The 18,121-nt window shown below is 60.9% G+C and carries 21 protein-coding genes and 1 riboswitch; of the genes, 15 read left to right on the forward strand and 6 right to left on the reverse strand.

Features of this window, described 5'->3' with window-relative positions:
- A partial coding sequence (locus FHT79_RS31930) for a response regulator (protein WP_210304750.1) occupies nt 1-233 on the forward strand: 233 nt, incomplete at its 5' end.
- A 350-nt stretch (nt 234-583) separates the two neighbouring features.
- Here the strand turns inward: FHT79_RS31930 and FHT79_RS32080 are convergent.
- Complete coding sequence (locus tag FHT79_RS32080) at nt 584-763, reverse strand: hypothetical protein (RefSeq protein WP_246713967.1); 180 nt, start codon at nt 761-763, stop codon at nt 584-586.
- A 430-nt stretch (nt 764-1,193) separates the two neighbouring features.
- On the opposite strand from FHT79_RS32080, the gene FHT79_RS09985 reads away from it, so the two are divergent.
- From FHT79_RS09985 to FHT79_RS10000, 4 genes are all read left to right on the forward strand, one after another.
- On the forward strand, nt 1,194-1,568 hold the full coding sequence (locus tag FHT79_RS09985) for a helicase-related protein (protein WP_183903329.1): 375 nt from the start codon (nt 1,194-1,196) through the stop codon (nt 1,566-1,568).
- 729 nt (nt 1,569-2,297) lie between these two features.
- Nucleotides 2,298-2,531: a DUF2171 domain-containing protein gene (locus FHT79_RS09990; protein ID WP_097594267.1), complete on the forward strand. Its 234-nt coding sequence runs from the start codon at nt 2,298-2,300 to the stop codon at nt 2,529-2,531.
- A 53-nt stretch (nt 2,532-2,584) separates the two neighbouring features.
- Nucleotides 2,585-2,794, forward strand: coding sequence for a DUF2945 domain-containing protein (locus FHT79_RS09995; protein WP_097594268.1), 210 nt, complete (start codon nt 2,585-2,587; stop codon nt 2,792-2,794).
- Nucleotides 2,795-2,830: 36 nt separating this feature from the next.
- Nucleotides 2,831-3,016, forward strand: a complete 186-nt coding sequence (locus FHT79_RS10000) for a DUF3008 family protein (RefSeq protein WP_028756545.1) — start codon at nt 2,831-2,833, stop codon at nt 3,014-3,016.
- A 13-nt stretch (nt 3,017-3,029) separates the two neighbouring features.
- On the opposite strand, the gene FHT79_RS10005 is transcribed toward FHT79_RS10000, so the two are convergent.
- Nucleotides 3,030-3,749 (reverse strand): MgtC/SapB family protein, encoded by a 720-nt coding sequence (locus FHT79_RS10005; RefSeq protein WP_097594269.1) that lies wholly within the window; start codon nt 3,747-3,749, stop codon nt 3,030-3,032.
- A gap of 245 nt (nt 3,750-3,994) precedes the next feature.
- On the opposite strand from FHT79_RS10005, the gene greA reads away from it, so the two are divergent.
- Nucleotides 3,995-4,477: a transcription elongation factor GreA gene (greA, locus tag FHT79_RS10010; RefSeq protein WP_097594270.1), complete on the forward strand. Its 483-nt coding sequence runs from the start codon at nt 3,995-3,997 to the stop codon at nt 4,475-4,477.
- Nucleotides 4,478-4,570: 93 nt separating this feature from the next.
- A complete protein-coding gene (locus tag FHT79_RS10015; protein WP_183903330.1) occupies nt 4,571-4,930 on the forward strand; it encodes a hypothetical protein in 360 nt (119 codons plus the stop codon).
- A 39-nt stretch (nt 4,931-4,969) separates the two neighbouring features.
- Here FHT79_RS10015 and FHT79_RS10020 read toward each other — a convergent pair whose 3' ends face one another.
- Complete coding sequence (locus tag FHT79_RS10020; RefSeq protein ID WP_183903331.1) at nt 4,970-5,863, reverse strand: LysR family transcriptional regulator ArgP; 894 nt, start codon at nt 5,861-5,863, stop codon at nt 4,970-4,972.
- A 100-nt stretch (nt 5,864-5,963) separates the two neighbouring features.
- Between FHT79_RS10020 and FHT79_RS10025 the strand changes: the two genes are divergently transcribed.
- The 3 genes from FHT79_RS10025 (at nt 5,964) to FHT79_RS10035 (ending at nt 8,043) form a co-directional block, all read left to right on the forward strand.
- Nucleotides 5,964-6,572, forward strand: a complete 609-nt coding sequence (locus FHT79_RS10025; protein WP_183903332.1) for a LysE/ArgO family amino acid transporter — start codon at nt 5,964-5,966, stop codon at nt 6,570-6,572.
- A 274-nt stretch (nt 6,573-6,846) separates the two neighbouring features.
- Nucleotides 6,847-7,788: a LysR family transcriptional regulator gene (locus FHT79_RS10030; protein ID WP_183903333.1), complete on the forward strand. Its 942-nt coding sequence runs from the start codon at nt 6,847-6,849 to the stop codon at nt 7,786-7,788.
- A gap of 99 nt (nt 7,789-7,887) precedes the next feature.
- A complete protein-coding gene (locus FHT79_RS10035) occupies nt 7,888-8,043 on the forward strand; it encodes a hypothetical protein (RefSeq protein WP_003560194.1) in 156 nt (51 codons plus the stop codon).
- A 51-nt stretch (nt 8,044-8,094) separates the two neighbouring features.
- Here FHT79_RS10035 and FHT79_RS10040 read toward each other — a convergent pair whose 3' ends face one another.
- Entirely contained in the window at nt 8,095-8,436 is a 342-nt protein-coding gene (locus FHT79_RS10040) for a hypothetical protein (RefSeq protein WP_063475079.1), read from the reverse strand.
- 31 nt (nt 8,437-8,467) lie between these two features.
- Complete coding sequence (locus FHT79_RS10045; RefSeq protein ID WP_179869499.1) at nt 8,468-9,469, reverse strand: glycine betaine ABC transporter substrate-binding protein; 1,002 nt, start codon at nt 9,467-9,469, stop codon at nt 8,468-8,470.
- Between the two features lie 655 nt (nt 9,470-10,124).
- On the opposite strand from FHT79_RS10045, the gene FHT79_RS10050 reads away from it, so the two are divergent.
- From FHT79_RS10050 to FHT79_RS10060, 3 genes are all read left to right on the forward strand, one after another.
- Nucleotides 10,125-11,579, forward strand: a complete 1,455-nt coding sequence (locus FHT79_RS10050) for a cobyric acid synthase (RefSeq protein ID WP_097594420.1) — start codon at nt 10,125-10,127, stop codon at nt 11,577-11,579.
- Between the two features lie 122 nt (nt 11,580-11,701).
- Entirely contained in the window at nt 11,702-12,472 is a 771-nt protein-coding gene (locus FHT79_RS10055) for an SDR family oxidoreductase (RefSeq protein ID WP_047610293.1), read from the forward strand.
- Nucleotides 12,473-12,605: 133 nt separating this feature from the next.
- The gene (locus FHT79_RS10060) at nt 12,606-13,862 is read left to right on the forward strand and encodes an adenylate/guanylate cyclase domain-containing protein (RefSeq protein ID WP_047610291.1); all 1,257 of its coding nucleotides are present in this window, start codon (nt 12,606-12,608) and stop codon (nt 13,860-13,862) included.
- A 28-nt stretch (nt 13,863-13,890) separates the two neighbouring features.
- On the opposite strand, the gene FHT79_RS10065 is transcribed toward FHT79_RS10060, so the two are convergent.
- Complete coding sequence (locus FHT79_RS10065) at nt 13,891-15,681, reverse strand: chloride channel protein (protein WP_028756557.1); 1,791 nt, start codon at nt 15,679-15,681, stop codon at nt 13,891-13,893.
- A gap of 258 nt (nt 15,682-15,939) precedes the next feature.
- Nucleotides 15,940-16,336: riboswitch (cobalamin riboswitch) on the forward strand.
- Between the two features lie 221 nt (nt 16,337-16,557).
- Here FHT79_RS10065 and cobU point away from each other — a divergent pair.
- On the forward strand, nt 16,558-17,067 hold the full coding sequence (cobU, locus tag FHT79_RS10070) for a bifunctional adenosylcobinamide kinase/adenosylcobinamide-phosphate guanylyltransferase (protein WP_097594275.1): 510 nt from the start codon (nt 16,558-16,560) through the stop codon (nt 17,065-17,067).
- A gap of 4 nt (nt 17,068-17,071) precedes the next feature.
- Complete coding sequence (cobW, locus tag FHT79_RS10075) at nt 17,072-18,121, forward strand: cobalamin biosynthesis protein CobW (RefSeq protein ID WP_097542355.1); 1,050 nt, start codon at nt 17,072-17,074, stop codon at nt 18,119-18,121.

An 18,121-nucleotide genomic window follows, 5' to 3' on the forward strand; every position in this document is an offset into this window, starting at 1 on the left:
CCCCGCCGCTCACCGCGTTGGAGGGAAGGTCACATGGCTCAATTCTCAATGGAAATTATGCGCCTAACCGGCTCAGTTCTGCGTGGAAACCAACAATCACGGCTCTCGAAGAGGGTGCAGTGGAAGTAGACGCGGTGCAAGCGGGATGCATCGCCTATCTGCATAAGCCGTTTCCAGGTGCCTTGCTGATCAACGCCGTTAACAAGGCACTGGTGGCTTCCACGTTCGATTGAAATGGCAAATATGAGCCTTCCCTAAAGAACAATGGCGCCCCCAGCTTTCTTCGATCGAACCGTCGCTGGAAGAAGTTCGGCCGCGATATCCACAAATCGGAAAGGACGAGACCACGCACGCCGAATCGGCCGGCACGGGCGGCCCCGAAGATGTCCTATTGGCATGCGACCGACTCCGTCGAAGCGCCTACGCTGGCGGCACCCCTTGGGAGCTCTTGCACGCGGATATTACGGCCGCCTTGTGTAGGTTGAAGATCGCGAATGCATCGAGGACGATTTTACCGGTCGCCTCGCAGTTGCCGATCGATGCATGGCGTCCGGCATTGTCGCGAGTGCGGTTTCCGAAGGAGCTATGGCCGGCACAGCAGCGCATAGGCCAGGTTGGGCTGCTGCACGGATGCAGCGCAGTCATTCAGATGCCCACCAGCGCTGGAAAGACGCGAGCGACCGAGCTGATCATACGCAGCGCCTTTCTCGCGCAGCGCACGGACCTCGCCGTTGTCGTCGCCCCGTTCCGGTCCCTGTGCCATGATATCCCATCCGATTTGACCGTCGCGTTTTCCGGCCGAAACGTCTCGGTGAGCGAGGCGACGGATTCGTTTCAGAGCGATCTTGTCCTAGCCGAATTCATCGGAAAGAAGTCCGTCCTCGTCATAACGCCCGAGAGGCTTCTCTGTCTGTTGCGCAGATCTCCGGAGTTCGCTGAGCAGATTAAGCTAACGACCCCGACGACACGGAGTTCTGGGTCCCGAGGGTCATCGAGAGAACCAATCTGAATCTACGGCCACGCGAGCGGACCCCGAGGATCTTTCCCGAAAATACAGGAACGGACATCGGGCTCTACCTCGGGCTGTTCGTGGTGCCGAACGGCAGTGTCGCCGTGTTCTGCGGAAAGAAGGATACCGCCGCGATCTTTGCAAGAGACTGGTCGAGATCGTGGAGCGAGGTCTGGCGGTCCCATTGCCCGTCGAGGTTTCAGACCAGGCGGAGATCGGCAAGATCGCGCGTCTTTTCGAGCATCAGCTTGGCTCCGCGACGCCTGCCACAAGGGCCGCGGCGGTGGGCGTTCTAGCTCACCATGCAAATGTCCAGCATGGAATCGGACTGTCGATCGAGCACGCCATGAAGGAGGGCCTCGCGCGCTTCGTCGTTTGTACCTCGACCTTGGCGCAGGGCGTGAATTTTCCTATCAAGTACCTGATCATCACGGGCATATATCAGGGTCGCGACCGCATGCTCGTCCGCGACTTCCACAATCTCATGGGACGGGCGGGCCGGGCCGGAATGCGGTCATCGAGGGTCCGGAAATCCTCCGCAGAATACCGCTTTCCATAGTGGAGGCGGGCTACCGAACGCGGCTCCAAGTTGCTGGCTTCTCTACTGTTGCAAAGGCCGGCCTTCTGCTGCCACCGTTCACGCCTCAATCTATCGCCGCATTCCAAAAGGATTTCGAGCTCAGCAATCTGTGGACCGCGCGATATCTACCCGAGAAGCGAAAGCGAATGACGCCTGAAATGTTACGCTCTCTCACCGACGCCGGCATTGCGCCCTTCACTCTCACCAACAATGGGACTGCCGTCTGGCGCCGCGCTGAACTGGAAAGGCATTTCGGATCAGACCTCGTGCCATCCTCAGGTGAGGCGGCACGTGCCGGCCCAGGTGAATGACCGCCGCTCTCTAGAGCGGGGAAGGCACCGACGTATGGCCAGATGTGGGGGATACCTCTTTATTTCGTTCCTTACCTATTCAGCGACAGCTCGCAGACGCATGCCGTTTCTGACTTTGTGAGCCAGCGAGAGGAGCATGGACGTAGACCATGGAAGCTTCTTGTGACTCCTTTCCGAGCGGTCGGGCTGGGAGATCGTCCGTAGCCTAGCAAGGAAAGATTCTCTTTAGAGGCCGGTGACCAGTGAAAAATCAACGGGGTCGTCGATTCTCTTTAATGTGGGTTCGTCAACATCGGGCCCGACGAGCATAATTCGGTGCGCGACCGGATGCCTCGGAACCAAGTTTGCTCCACCTCGTTGCCAGTTCGTAGCTGACAATGATGCAAAGGAGGAAACGATGATTTCCGCAGATCAGATCCGTGAGCATATGGAAGTGCGGGCTGCCGACGGCACCCATGTCGGCACAGTTGATCACCTCGACGGCCCGACACGCATCAAGCTGACGAAGCTCGATTCGGAAGACGGCAAGCACCACCTGATCCCGATCGATTGGGTCGACCACATCGATGCACACGTCCATCTGTCGAAGAACGCCAGGGATGTCCGGATGCAATGGGCCACCATCAACTGAGAGCCCATCGGCTGCGGCTTGCGGGCCGCAGCCTCTTTGAAACAGGAGCCGCCATGCCGAAGCAATTGAAGAAGGGCGACGAGGTAAGCTGGAATACCAGCCAGGGAAAGACCGAGGGCAGGGTGGTCAAAAAGCAGAGCGGTCCGACGACGATCAAAGGCCACAGGGTGAAGGCATCGAAGGCCGAACCGCAATATATCGTCGAGAGCGACAAGTCGGGAAAACGCGCCGCACACAAGCCTGACGAACTCCGGAAGCTTTGAACCGGCGGTCGCTCGTTTGAGCAATAGGAGATCGATATGCCAGCCAAATCGAAGGCCCAGCAGAAGGCGGCAGGCGCCGCACTCTCGGCCAAGCGTGGCGAGACGCCGAAGAGCGAACTCAAAGGCGCCTCGAAACAGATGGTCGAATCCATGAGCGAAAAACAGCTGGAGGAGTTCGCCTCAACCAAGAGGAAGGGCAAGCCCGAGCACGTCTCCAAATGAGGGAATGCGAGGTTTAGTTCGTCGTCGACTGCATCGAGAAATCCGCGACGTCGTGCGCCTTTGACAGGGCATTCACGATCTCGCGGGCAGATGTGTCATGGTCTTTTGCCATCCATCTTAGTTCGAATGTCACGCCGGCGCGTCCATCGGTGGTCCGTGCAAAGGAAACGAACAGAGCACGGCATGCGAGAGGTTTCAGCGCTTCCGACAGTTCGGGGATATCGGCATCGGCGCTGCGGATGAGAAGCGTTGCCTTGCGTTCGCAGCGCAGCCACGTATCCAGACGCTTCAATGGCGACAGGACGATGAAGGCGAGCGCGGTCGCCACCATCCCGGTCAGGATCTGGCCGCCGCCGAAACAGAGGCCGACCACCGTCATGAACCACAAGGTCGCCGCCGTGGTGACGCCGGTCATCATATCGCCGCGCCTGAGGATCGCTCCGCCGCCGATAAAGCCCACGCCCGTCAGCACGCCGAGGGGAAAGCGCAGCACGTCCATCTGGGTGAAGGAGCCAGGCGTTTTTCCGTATACCGAGAGAAGAAGGTTTGCCTGGACCATCGCCAGGCAGGCGGCAAGCGCCACCAGGATCGTGGTCCTGAAGCCCGCCGCGTGACCGCCGCGCTCTCGGTCGAGGCCGATCAGGCCGCCGGCAACCACCGTCAGCGCGATACGCGTGCCGATATCCCACCAGTTCGGCGTCAGCGGCATCGCATCCGTCAGGAACGCAGGCATGTGTTGGTCCAGACTTTGTCGTGGCGCTCTGGCTGCTCGCGGGGCTTTTGCCCTTCCTCAGCCGTGCACCGGTCTAAACGCCATGCGGGGCAGGACGTTCCCAAGGCTCCCAAGCTAGTGGCGGCTGATGAGCCAAGATTGGCGGTTCGTCTGCAGTCGGTGTATGTAGGGTGCCGACAAACAGATGGGGCATTCGCCCCGCCAGCGATAAAGCGCGCGCACTGCGCCTAAAACGGAGTTCGAGATTGGCCGTCGCCTTCACCAAGGAAGAGAGTTTCGAAACCGCTTCGGAAACCCTGCTGCCCGACCGTCCGATTTCGCCGCACCCCAACCTTGTCACGGAGGCGGGGCTGAAGGCTTTGGAACTGCAATTCCAGCAGGCCCGCGAAGCTTATGATGCTGCGAGCACGATCGAAGACGTGAACGAGCGGCGGCGGCAGACGGCCAATCCCTTGCGTGATCTTCGCTACTTAGCGGCAAGACTTCGCACCGCCCAGATCATGCCTTACCCTACGTCAATCGACGCCGTCGCCTTCGGCACCACGGTGACTTTCCGCCGTGATGACGGGCGCGTGCAGACCTATCGGATCGTCGGGGAGGATGAAGCCGATCCCAAGGCCGGATCGATTTCCTACGTCTCGCCGGTGGCGCGGCTTTTGATGGGCAAGGCTGTCGGCGATGCGGCGGAGGCGGGCGGCCAGGAATTGGAGATCATCGCCATCGCATAAGAGCGCGATATTTATTTCGGTACTATTCGGTACTTTATTTATCGAACCTTTACCCTCCCTGGCTAGAACGGTGACATTCCATCATCGAAAGTCATGCTCATGGTCAGCGCAATTTCCAGTTCCGCATCCACAATTTTGAGTTCCGTCGCTTCAACCTCGTCTTCGAGTTCGTCGGATCAGCTTGCCACTCTCGAGGCCCAGCTTGCCGAAAAGAAGGCAGACCTGGAGCAGACGCAGGACGAGCAAGAGAAGGCCACCATCCAAAAATCCATCGATACGCTGGAAGCCAAGATCGCCGAGCTCGAAGCGAGCGAAAGCAGCCAATCTCAGTCGTCTGCCGCATCGAAGCCCGCCGATGAAGCTTCTGGAGAATTCTCCGGCGAAAGCGCGCGCATCGGCACGAAGAATTTTGACGAGACCAGCGAGTTCGGCAGCCGCACGGCTTACGTCTGACAAAGCGCACTCGGTCCTGCTGTATCTTTAAGTGATGCATCAAAGACGGCGCTTGGCCACCGTGACGACTTCACGCGTCAGATCCGCCAAGCGGTCGGCGGCGAGGCGGTTTATCTGCCAGTAGAGCGGGACATCGAGCGGCGTGTCGGGCACCAGTTCGACCAGCCGTCCGGATGCGAGATGCTCGTGGGTCAGTTGGGTCGGGTTCATTCCCCAGCACATGCCCGAAAGACTCGCCTCGACGAAGCTCTGCGGCGACGGCAGCCAGTGGGTGGGATAGTCGAGATCGCGTCCGAACGTTCGCCTGATCCAGCTGCTTTGGAGCCTGTCCTTCTGATTGAAGGTCAGCGCCGGAGCGTTGCGTATCGCCTCCGATGTCACGCCCTGCGGAAAGTGGCGCGCGACGAATTCGGGGGTTGCCGTGGCGTGGTAGCGCAGAAACCCAAGGGCAAAACGCCGGCATCCGCGAACCGGCTTTTCCAGGCTGGTGACGGCGGCGATCACCCGCCCGCGCTGCAGCCATTCGGCGGTATGATCCTGATCGTCAACGGCGATGTTCAGCAGATAGGAAGAGCTTTTGGCGAAATTCGACATGGCCTCGACGAACCATGTCCCGAGGCTGTCAGCATTTGTGGCGATTTGAAGCGTGACCCTTTGGCTGGGCTCGTCGGGATCGACGAGAGCCGGCAGCTGCCCGAAGAGTTCGGCTTCGAGCATGCCGACATTCTCCATATGGCGACAGAGCCATTCTCCCTTTTCCGTTGCCGTGCACGGTGTGCCTCTGACGATGAGGACGACGCCGAGACGCTCTTCCAGCTGCTTCACGCGCTGCGAAATGGCCGAAGGCGTCACGTTCAGGACGGCCGCCGCTCTTTCGAAGCTGCCTGTCTGGACAATGGTTGCGACGGCGCGCAGCGCGGGATAATCGAGCATGGATTAGTTTCACTTAATCGGAGTTAGTTGGATTAATTAGCCTAACTCTCGTAATCGCGGTAGCGCAACCCTACCGAATTAACGGGCGTTGGCCGAAGCGATGAATTTTTCGATCTATGTAACCGGCCTGATGATGGGTCTCAGCCTGATTGTCGCCATCGGCGCGCAGAACGCTTTCATCCTCCGCCAGGGCTTGCGCAACGAACATGTCTTCGCCGTCTGCCTCGCATGCGCTGTCTCCGATGCGGCGCTGATCGTGCTTGGGGTGACCAGCCTGCAGCAAATCGCCAGGTTCATGCCCTGGCTCGATCCCGTCATGCGCTATGGCGGAGCCGCATTTCTGTTTTGGTACGGGGCGAGAAGCCTCTATTCGGCCTTGCGGTCGTCCGCGGCTTTGACGACCGGGGAGGCCAAAACATCGAGTTTTGGGCAGACGCTTGCGACCTGCCTCGCGCTCACCTGGCTCAATCCGCATGTCTATCTCGATACGGTCGTGCTGCTCGGCACGATATCGACACGTTACCCGGGGCAGCAGACTTCGTTTGCTGCCGGCGCGGTGACGGGTTCCTTCCTGTTCTTCTTTTCGCTCGGATATGGCGCAACATGGTTGCGGCCGATCTTCTCGAAGCCCTCGTCCTGGCGGATGCTGGAAACGCTCGTCGCTTTCACGATGTGGGTGATCGCCTTCAAGCTGCTGGGCGGCATGTGACCGCCGTTCGATCGTCGATCATCCACTTCGGTGGCCGAGGCAAGGGTGCTCAATTCCATTTCGCGCTGGCAATCCGCCAGCAGATGCGACGGAAAACGCTTTAACTGCCGGATCGCATATTCATGGTTCGCATCCCTGCGCCTCTGCGACTTGAATGCGGAAAGGGCCTGTACGATATTCCAGGTGCTTGCTTGCGTCATGTCCGGCCTCCTTTGCTGGCATCATTGCTGCCGACACTGAAGATATCCGGTCGATTGACTTTCAATCAAACAAAATGATATGCGGTTATAAATCAGAAAAATTGAAAGATGTGACGATGAGCATTCCCTTTCGCCGTCCCATTCCGCTGCTTGACAACGATGTGCTGCGGACCTTCGTGGCCATCGCCGAGACAGGCAATTTTTCGACCGCCGCGGAAGCGGTCTTCCGCACGCCATCGGCAGTGTCGATGCAAATCAAGAAGCTCGAGGAACAGCTTGGTGCGACGCTATTTTTGCGCGACGCCCGCTCGGTATCGCTGACGCGCCACGGCGAGATGTTGCTGTCCTACGCCCGCAACATCCTGGCGCTGTCGAACGAGGCGGTGTCGCGCTTCATCATGCCGGAGCTCAGCGGCGTCGTGCGGCTCGGCGCGCCGGAAGATATCGGCGAACGGCTGCTGCCGAGCATCCTGAAGAGTTTCGCCGAGAGCTATCCCGGCATCATGGTCGACGTGACGATCGACATGAGCATCGGGCTGAAGAAGCGCATGGAGGAGCAACGGCTCGACCTGGCGTTGATCAACTGTGCGACGCGGCCGTTCCCGACCGGTGGCGAGGTGGTCTACCGCGAGAGGCTGGTCTGGGCCGGCGCCAGGTGTGGTTCGGCCCATCGCCGCGATCCCCTGCCGATCTCGATCTGGGAGGACGGTTGCATCTGGCGCCAGGAGGCACTGACCCAGCTCGAACGCAACAAGCGGCCCTATCGCGTCGCCTATCTCAGCGGCCACACGATGGCGCAGCGCGCCGCCGTGCTCTCCGATCTTGCCATCGCGCCGCTGCCGCTTTCCTATGTCAACGAGGACATGGCGCTTCTCGGCCCGAATGAAGGTCTGCCGGAACTGGGCGCCTTCGATATCCGCCTGCTGACCGCCTCACAGACGTCGGGGCCGATCGAGACGGTGGCCGACAGCATTCGCAGCGCCTTTGCCGAACGAGCAAAGGCAGTCGCCGCCTGAGGGCCTTTGAGCCAGTGAACCTTTTGGTTTGTCGTGCGTTATTGGCGCGGACGGCATTTTGTCGCCGTTCGGGGTTGATTTCAAACAAGGATATCCGAGATGACGACAACGGCCAAAATTGCCGCAGCTTTTATGGTTCTTCTTGCCCTTTCCTCCTGCGGCAACACGATCCGCGGCATAGGGAAAGATACGGCAAACACCGTGAACGCCACCCAGGATGCCGGCCGCTCGGTCGACCGCGCCGCGAAGAAGTAACGACCATTCAGATTGCTGCTGGGATCGCCAGATCAGGTGCTGACCGGGGAATCAAGTGTTGACCGGGGGATAAACCTTTTCCAGCCCGCCGGATCGGCTAAGGCCGGTCCGGAACGCCTGGTAGGCGGGATGCTGGCTGGAGCGGGCGGTTTCCGTCAGCCGGATCTGCAACCGGCCGGGCGCCTGAGTCCCGAGCCACATCCCAAGACTTTCGAGTTTCAAAGAGTTCAGGAAACGCGATCCGGCGGCAAGATCGAGATGGCGGCGCAGCCCGTCGAGCAGATTGTCGTCCTGGGCAGCGTTTTCCATGAGCAGCGCCAGGTATGACTTGTCGGCCTCCGACAGGGCGGCGAGCTTTTCCGCAACGGTATCGCGGTCGGGAAAGGGAATCATCGAATCGCCCGTGGTAATGGTGTTCTTACCGTTATAAACTTGCCTTGACCTTCTCGGCTACATCGGCCGGCACCCATTTCGTCCACAGACCCTCGTAATTGCGAAGGAAATAGATCGCGGCATCCTCGTTGCTTTCGCGGTTTTCGTCCTGCCAGGCAAGCACCTGATTGATCGTCTCATTGTCCCATTTGCGGGTCTTGAGATAGGTCGCGACAGGCCCCGCCCGGCTGGCGAAGGACCTGGTCATCAGCGTGAAGGCGCGTGAGACCGGGTAGGAATTGACTTCAGGTCTGGCGCAGCCGGCAACGGCGGTGCAGCGGTCCCATTCGTTTTTGTTGTGGCCGACACCGAAGCTCAGGCGCGTCATGTCGTATTTGCCGAGGATGGCAGTCGGCGCCCAGTAATAGCCTAGCCAGCCGACCTTGTTTTCGAAGGCATGCGCAATCGAGGCGTCGAGCCGCTCGGGGCTGCCGGTTTCGACGAGCTCGAAACCCTTCTTATCGGCGGCAAGCGCCTTAAACAGGTTGGCGGTGGATATCTGGCAACTCCAGTCGGCGGGGCAGTTGTAGACTGCGCCCTTCGACGGATCGTCCTCGGCGGGAAACAGTTCGGGATGTTTCAGCGCGTCCTCGACCGAGCGGATATCGGGGTGGGCGTCGGCGATGAATTTCGGGATCCACCAGCCCTCGACGGCACCGTCGGCCAGGATCTCGGCTCCCTGCACCAACCGGCCGCTGTTGACCGCCTGATCGAGCAGGGACCTCACCGAATTGATCCAGTATTCCGAGGCAATGTCGGGGGTGCTTTTTTCATTCATCGAGGCGAAGGTCGGCAGGGTGTCGCCGTCGACGATGGTGACGGAGCAGCCATATCCGTTTTCCAGGATGATCTTGTCGAAGCTTGCGGCAATGCCTGCCGAAGCCCATTTCATTTCGGCGATCGAAACGCTGCCGCATTCGGCGGCTTCGGCCGGCGCAACGGTGGAAAGAGCCGCGGCAAAGACGGCCGGAATCAGAAACGTCTTCATCGTCATTCCCCGAATTCTTCTCAGGCGGACGCGCAGCAGGCTCTGAAATCCACCGACAAATCTCTCCGGCACCCGAAGCGAAAATGTCTGCCGGGCGATGCCGTGCAGGCTTTTCCGGTTCATCGGCACCGTCCGTCCTTGCGGCTCCGGCAGCTCGTCGCAGGCCATGTTCAACAATGGCGTATTTGGATGAAGCCTACGCGTTCGCTCGGAGAAATCAACCGTCTTCTGCTCATGGTTGCGTGACTAAATGATTGAATTCGAAGAATTTATGACATCATCCCGAAAATGGCGCCCTCGGGCGAAATGCACGCTGTTCGCGATCGGCGGCGGATCTCCGGCAGAAATTTCGACGAGGATGTCAAAAAAGATCAAAATTAACATTTGCGTAAGCCTTCAATAACTCTCCGGTAAGAATGTGCCGTTATCAGTTGGGTCGTGGCGGCAATGACCGCCACTTCTCTGGTTCAGGTAGTGCGTACCGGAGAAAGCGAGCTTCGCCGTGTAAGGGTGAAGACGCCTGAGTTTTCGGCAAACCGCGCAGAGCCAAGGCCATGCGCGGTTTTCGCGTTTGCGGGCGGAGCTTGGCCCGGGCCAAATCTTGACCCGGGATTGCCGTCCATTGTAGGCCTCGCTGAACAGAAGACGGATGCGAGCCACCATGGCAAGAGCGATCATGCTGCAGGGAACCGGCTCGGATGTCGGCAAGACGGTGCTGGTCGCCGGCCTTTGCCGGCTGGCGGCCAATCGCGGTCTGGCCGTCCGGCCGTTCAAGCCGCAGAACATGTCGAACAATGCAGCGGTCGCCGATGACGGCGGCGAGATCGGCCGGGCGCAGTGGCTGCAGTCGCTGGCGGCGCGCACGCCATCCTCGGTGCACATGAACCCGGTGCTGCTCAAGCCGCAATCGGAAAACGGCAGCCAGATCATCGTGCAGGGCAGGGTGTTCGGACAGGCGAAGGGGCGCGATTACCAGCGACTGAAGCCGCAGCTGCTCGGCGCCGTGCTCGAGAGTTTCGAAAAAGTGGCTGCGGGCGCCGACCTCGTTATCGTCGAGGGTGCGGGGTCGCCGGCCGAGATCAATCTCAGGGCCGGCGATATCGCCAATATGGGCTTTGCGACGCGGGCCGGCGTGCCCGTCGTGCTCGTCGGCGATATCGACCGCGGCGGCGTTATCGCCTCGCTGGTCGGTACGCATGCGATCCTCGACGATGGCGACCGGGCGATGATTGCGGGCTATATCATCAACAAGTTCCGCGGCGACGTCTCACTGTTTGACGACGGCATCCGCGCCATCGAAGGCTTTACCGGCTGGCTGTGTTTCGGCGTGGTGCCGTGGCTGCCGGGTGCTTCGCGCCTGCCTGCCGAGGATTCTGTCGTGCTCGAACGTCTGGCGCGGGGGGAGGCTGGTGCGCTGAAGATCGCCGTGCCGGTGTTGCCGCGCATCGCCAATTTCGACGATCTCGACCCGCTGAGAACCGAGCCGGATGTCGAACTGGTCTTCGTGCGATCAGGCGAACGGCTGCCTGCCGATGCAGGCCTGGTCGTCCTTCCCGGCTCGAAATCGACCATATCGGATCTCGCCGACTTCAGGGCTCAAGGCTGGGACCGCGATCTCCAGGCGCATGTCAGGCGCGGCGGCCGGGTGATCGGCATTTGCGGCGGCTACCAGATGCTCGGCCGGACGGTGCACGATCCGCTTGGGCTCGAGGGCGGGACGGTCGAGACGTCGGGGCTTGGGCTTCTCGACGTCGAGACCGAGATGGCGCCGGAGAAAACTGTGCGCAACAGCCATGCCCGCTCGACCGAATACGACGCGCCGCTGGCCGGCTACCAGATCCATCTCGGCATCACCCGCGGCCCGGATTGTGATCGGCCTTCGGCGATTATCGACGGCACGCCCGACGGGGCGCTTTCGGCCGACGGCCGGATCATGGGCACCTATCTGCACGGCCTCTTCGGCAGCGACGCCTACCGCGCCCGGCTGCTTCAAAGCTTTGGGCTCTCGGGTGAGCGGAAGAATTATCGCGAGAGCGTCGACCAGGCGCTCGACGAGATCGCCGGGGATTTGGAACGTCACCTCGATGCGCGTTGGCTCGCCGGGCTGCTCGGTTAGGCCAGGATGTGTCCCGGGTGGGGCGGTCACACTGCCATCCGGTGTCGCCGTTCTGCTCTTGCCAAATTAGTTGACTGAGTCCATTAATTGTCGCGACGGACCCTTTGAGAACGACGAAAACCATGAGCATATTGGATAGATTTTCACTGGCAGGTCAGGTGGCGCTGGTGACCGGCGGCGGTCGTGGGCTGGGCTTCGAGATGGCGCGCGCCCTGGCCGATGCCGGCGCGCATGTCATCGTCAACGGACGCACGGCGGCGACGCTGGAAGGCGCGGTCAGGACCATCCGGGCTGCGGGTGGCACGGCGGAGGCCGCTGCATTCGACGTCGCCGACCGCGAGGCTCAGCGTGCTGTGATGGCCGATATCGACAAGACCCACGGCCGTCTCGATATTTTGATCAACAATGTCGGCGCCCGCGACCGACGGCCGCTGGCCGAATTCGACGATGATGCGATCTTGGAGTTGCTGCGCACCGATCTGGCGGCGGCGATGACGCTTTCGCGGGATGCTGCCGTGCTGATGAAACGGCGTAATCACGGCCGGCTGATCGCGGTGACCTCAATCAGCGGCCATGTCGTCATGCCCGGCGACTGCGTCTATCCGGCGGCCAAGCAGGGCCTGACCGGTCTGATGCGCGGCATGGCGGTCGAATTCGGCCCGCACGGCATCACCAGCAACGCGATTGCGCCCGGCTGGTTCGCCACCGAGACGAACGCGGCAATGGCTGCGAACGAGGAATTGATGCCCTTTGTGCGCCAGCGTATCCCGGTTCAGCGCTGGGGACGGCCGGACGAGATCGCCGGCGCGGCGCTTTTTCTGGCAAGCGCCGCCGCTTCCTTCGTCAACGGCCACGTACTGACGGTGGACGGCGGCATGACAGTCAGGATGTGAGATATCGGTAGGCGCTGCGGCACCATCTTTCACTTCTGCGGCACTCTCACAGCTCCTCGTCGGCAGGCGAATGACTGATTGTCGTTGCCGGAGACCACGGCTAGAAATATCTGCCTGACTCGACTATTGGTTGATGTGGCAACCCCGGTGGTCATCGCCGTCCATTTGCCCGATTTCCGACCATAATCTGCGTCGGTCATTTGGAGGTTCGGAAATTAACAATCATATTCAGTGGCTTATAGAACATGGAATCACAGCTGAGCATATTGGCGAGCTGATAGCCGGATTGTGCGATCGGCTGATCGCGGATGGCTTTCCGATCTGGCGGGGAAGCATCTCGATGCCGTCTATTCATCCCATGTATGGCGGCGTCTCGGCCAATTTCGTCCGTGGCGGTGCGACCACGATCGAGAATGCCGAATATGGCAGTGCGGCAGTGCTGAATTTCGAGAAGACGCCGATCTATTTTCTTTTGGGCCGCGGCGAAACATCAGGTCGATGGAACATCGCCAAGGGTGAGGGTGTCGATGACTACCCGCAGCTTGCAGAATTCGCGCATGCCGGCGGCACGGATCACCTGGTCAGCCTGCTGGAATTCCCGAAGGAGGCTGCGCTGCGTGGCGTCAGTCTGTCTCTCACAAGCGATAGGCCGGGCGGATTTTCTGATGATCAACTGGCGATCGTCGCGAAGCTCTTCCCAGCGCTGGGGCTGGCTTGTTATCGCATTGCGGCATCGAAAACCGCATCGGATATCCTTGCCGTCTATACAGGCGCCAAGACAAGTGCACGCATCCTTGCAGGCGATATTCAGAGGGGAAAGGGAGGGGCGATCAATGCTGCAATCCTGCTTGCGGACCTGAGAAACTTCACGGCGCTGACCGAGATCTATCAGCCGGGCGAAATCGCCGGGTTTCTGAATGAACATTTCGAGCTGATCGGCTGGCATGTCGAGGAAAATTCGGGCGAGATCCTCAAGTTCATGGGCGATAGCGTGCTGGCGATCTTTCCGACAGATGCTGAAGACCCGCAAAAGGCCTGCATGGCCGCACTGGCTTCCGCAAGGAATATTCTAGAAGCCAACAAGGTGCTGAATGGTCAGCGGAGGAATGATGGAGGTCCTGACATCGGCGTCGATGTCGTGCTGCATCTCGGCGAGGTCTTCTACGGAAATATCGGCGCACGCGGCAGGCTTGATTTCACGGTTATCGGCAGCGCCGTCAACGAGGCTTCGCGGCTTGAAAAACTCTGCGGCACGCTCGGACATCACCTTCTGATGTCGGAAAGCTTCGCCGTCACCTGTGCCGTCGCCAACGACTGTCTGGGATCTTTCGAATTGCGCGGGGTTTCGAAAGCGGTAAACGTGTTCAAGCTCGCCGACATGGTATCCTGAAACGACGATCCGGTCGGCGCGACGACGCTTAAATCTCGCCTGAGACCTCGCGGCGGCGGCGGTCGAGTTCCTCGCTGTAGCGGCGTAGCGTATAGCTTTCGCTGAGCTGGCCGATCACCTTGCGTTCGATCAGGTTGTTGACGACGGCGAGAGCTTCGCTTTCGCTCTTGTCGAAGATCGCCGCCGCCTGCCTGGCATTCATCTGCGGCTGCAGGAAATCGTTGCGGTAGTGGATGAAATCGGCAAGCGTCTTGCCCTCGTCCTGTGCGTCGGTCGGATTGGCGTAAATCTCCGGCACCAGCACGAGGCCCGCATATTTGTCGCTCTCCTCGACGAGGACGACGCGTTGGACCGAGCCGATCGGGAAGGCTTGCTTGAATTCTTCCAGGGAGATGCTCGCTTTTGCCGTCTTGACGTCGGCGCGCATCAGCTTGTCCACCGTCAGGTTGCGAATCCAGCCGACATCGTGGGCGCTGCGGATGCTTTCGCCGCGCAGGTGGAAACGCCATGTGGCGAAGGAATAGCCGAAGGTCGAGCGTACGACGAGGGACGAGGTGATGACGGCGGCGAGCACCAGCGCGGTGATCGGGAAATCGCCGGTGATTTCGAGCGCCAGGAACGTCATGGTCAGCGGTCCGCCGATAACGGCGACGGCAAGCGAGCTCATGCCGACCACGGCATAGATGACGGGGGTCAGCGTCGCATCGGCGAAATAGGGTCCGCAATAGGCAAAGAGCTTGCCGAGCAGGGCGCCCATGAACAACGAGGCGAAGAACAAGCCGCCCCTGAAGCCGGAGCCGATCGAGATCGCCGAGGCCAGGGATTTCAACAGGAAGAGACCGATCAGTGTCGGGATCGCCACCTCGCGGGAGAGGTTGAGATGCAGCGCGCCGTGGCCGGCCGAGAGCACCTGCGGCGAGATCATCGCCAAGAGCCCGACGATGACGCCACCGAGCGCCGGGCGGAAGGGTGGGGCGATCGAACTCTTGCGCGCCAGTTCCTCGACGAAGGAGACGCCCTGCATGATCAGGATACCGATGCCGGCGCAGAAGGCGCCGAGCAGCAGCGCCGGGATATAGTCGGCCGGCACGACCGAGCCGAAGCTGCCGATATCGATGGTGAAATCACCATCGGCAAGCAGCCTTGCGACAAGGGTGGAAATGAGAGCTGAGACGACGACGGGTGTCAGCGACACGATTGTATAGGTGCCGATGATCAGCTCGAAGGCATAGAAGGCGCCGGTCAGCGGCGCGTTGAAGGCTGCGGCGATGGCGCCCGCCGCGCCGCAGCCGACGAGGATGCGCAGGTCGGAGCGGCGAAGCTGCAGCTTCAGGCCGAATTTCGAGGCAAGGCCGGCGGCAAGCTGGGTATAGCCGGCCTCCAGTCCGACCGAGGCGCCGAACCCGTTGGAGATCAGGTTCTGGACGGCAACGATGATGCTGTCGGTCAAGGATAGACGGCCGCCATGCAGCGCATTGGCTTCGATCGGGTCGACCATCGGCTTCTTGCGCCGTTTCGCCAGCACCAGGAGCAACAGGCCGAGCAGGGCGCCGCCGATGACGGGCGCGGTGAGCAGCAGCATCTTGTTCTCGATCTCGGATGAGCTCAGCCGCTCGCTATCGGCGATGCCGAAGACCAGCTGATGCAGCTCGCTCGAGACGTAGCTCATACCGGTGACGGCGAGACCCGAGATGATGCCGACGACGGCGCCCGCCAGTGACAGGCCGACCTCGCTGCGGCGGGTCAGCGCCCGCAGGCGGCCCGGATCGAAGAAAACACGCAGCGCCCGGAAACGGCGCCGATCCAATTTCATAAGCATGGCTAGACAACTAGGCGGGGAGAGGCCCGGTCAAGGGCGGAGATGGTCGCGCAGTCCGCTTGCGACGCAATTGCGGCGAAAAGCCGGCGCCCGGGACAAATATTTATGACGTAAGCCTATGATAAATGACGATATTTTAGGTAGAGTAAGTCGTGTTGATAGGGTTGGGCCATCTGGTCGGAAGCTGACCGGCCGTCAAGGCCGGTTGACTTCACACCCCGGCTTGCCTAACCATCCCTCAACGGATGGTCGCCCGACCATCCTGACATAACGGATGGTTCCGGATCGGTGTTGCGCCCTTCCGGATGAAAAGGGAATGTGAAGGGGCGGACCCAAACCGGGCGCCTTCATCACAGCCGACCCCGCGACTGTAGAGCGGTCAGGGTCTTCCATCCGGCACCGAGCCTTTCCGGCCGGCGGCTTGCAATCATGCAAGCGGGCGGGATGGGCGATATGCCGGAAAAGCCACTGGAGATGCATGGTGATCAACCGGGGTCGGACGCCTCTAAATCTACGAATCGTCCACCTTTTCACCAATGCAGCCGGGAAGGCGAGGATGATCCGCCGGCACGATCAGGGCGACCGGTTTCCGGTCTGCCCCGATCGCGGCCGATAACCGCGAGCCAGGAGACCTGCCATTACGTGCCGGGCCAGAAGCCCACACCTGGGCACTACGCCCGTTGCCAGCACGGAGGTTGTCTTGGCTGAACGATTGAATTCAGCGCGGCCTGGTGCGGCGCTCGCGACGCCTCCAAGCAGCCCTGCAAGAGGAGTGCTTTCGGCCGCTTATGTCGAATACTCGGTCCCCCCAGCAGTCGAAAAAGGTGCACTCGGAACAAGCCACGGCTACGCACCCTCCCTGAGGAGCGTCTGAGCATGACCACCATCTTCATCCTCGGCGGCGCGCGCTCTGGCAAATCCCGCTTCGCCGAAGCTCTCGTCACCGCGACCGGCCTCGACCGCCACTACCTTGCCACCGGCCGGGCCTGGGACGAGGAGATGCAGGCGCGTATCACTCAGCACAAGGCCGACCGCGGTCCGTCCTGGACGACGCATGAGGAGCCGCTCGATCTCGTCGGCAAGCTTGGCGCCATCGACGGCGAAGGGCGCATCGTGCTGATCGACTGCCTGACGCTCTGGGTCACCAATCTGATGATGGAGGAGCGCGACATGCCGGCGGAATTTGCAGCGCTCGCCGATTTCCTGCCCGCCGCGAAGGCGCGGCTCGTTTTCGTTTCCAACGAGGTCGGCCTCGGCATCGTGCCTGACAATCGCATGGCGCGGGATTTCCGCGATCATGCCGGCCGGCTGCACCAATCGATCGCGGCGAAGGCCGCCGAAGTTTATTTCATCGCGGCAGGCCTGCCGCTGAAAATGAAGGGTTAAGTTCATGAACCAGCAGAAAATTCCCGCAACCGTCATCACCGGCTTCCTCGGCGCCGGTAAGACCACGATGATCCGCAACCTGCTCACCAATGCCGGCGGCAAGAAGATCGCGCTCATCATCAACGAATTCGGCGATCTCGGTGTCGACGGTGACGTGCTGAAGGGCTGCGGCGCGGAGAATTGCACCGAGGACGACATCATCGAACTCACCAATGGTTGCATCTGCTGCACTGTCGCCGACGATTTCATTCCGACGATGACGAAGCTGCTCGAGCGCGAACAGCGGCCCGACCACATCGTCATCGAAACCTCGGGCCTCGCCCTGCCGCAGCCGCTGGTCGCCGCTTTCAACTGGCCCGATATCCGCACGCAAGTGACCGTCGACGGCGTCATCACGGTGGTCGATAGCGCCGCCGTTGCCGCCGGCCGGTTCGCCGACGACCATGATGCCGTCGATGCGCGCCGCGCCGAGGATGAATCGCTCGATCACGAAAGCCCGATCGAGGAGCTGTTCGAGGATCAGCTCACCTGCGCCGATCTCATCGTGCTCAACAAGACCGACCTGATCGACGCGGCAGGTCTTATCAGGGTGCGCGACGAGGTTGCCTCCCGCACGGTGCGCAAGCCCGCGATCATCGAGGCGAAGAACGGCGAAGTCTCGGCCGGCATCCTGCTCGGCCTCGGTATCGGCACCGAGGACGATGTCGCCAATCGCAAGTCGCATCATGAGCTGGAGCATGAAGACGGCGCGCCGCACGACCACGACGAGTTCGACAGCTTCGTCGTCGATCTCGGACCCGTTGCCGATCCCGCCGGCTTCGTCGAGAAGCTGAAGACGATCATATCAACCCATGACGTGCTGCGCCTCAAGGGTTTCGTCGATATCGCTGGCAAGCCGATGCGCCTGCAGCTCCAGGCTGTCGGCAGCCGCATCGATCATTATTTCGACCGCGCCTGGGCTCCAGGCGAAAAACGCACGACGCGCCTCGTCGTCATCGGCCTGCACGAGATGGATCAGGACGCGGTGAGGACGGCAATCGAAGAGCTGGCATAA

Origin of the sequence: Rhizobium sp. BK212 (assembly GCF_014197475.1) — a bacterium.
Classification (GTDB): Bacteria; Pseudomonadota; Alphaproteobacteria; order Rhizobiales; family Rhizobiaceae; genus Rhizobium; species Rhizobium anhuiense.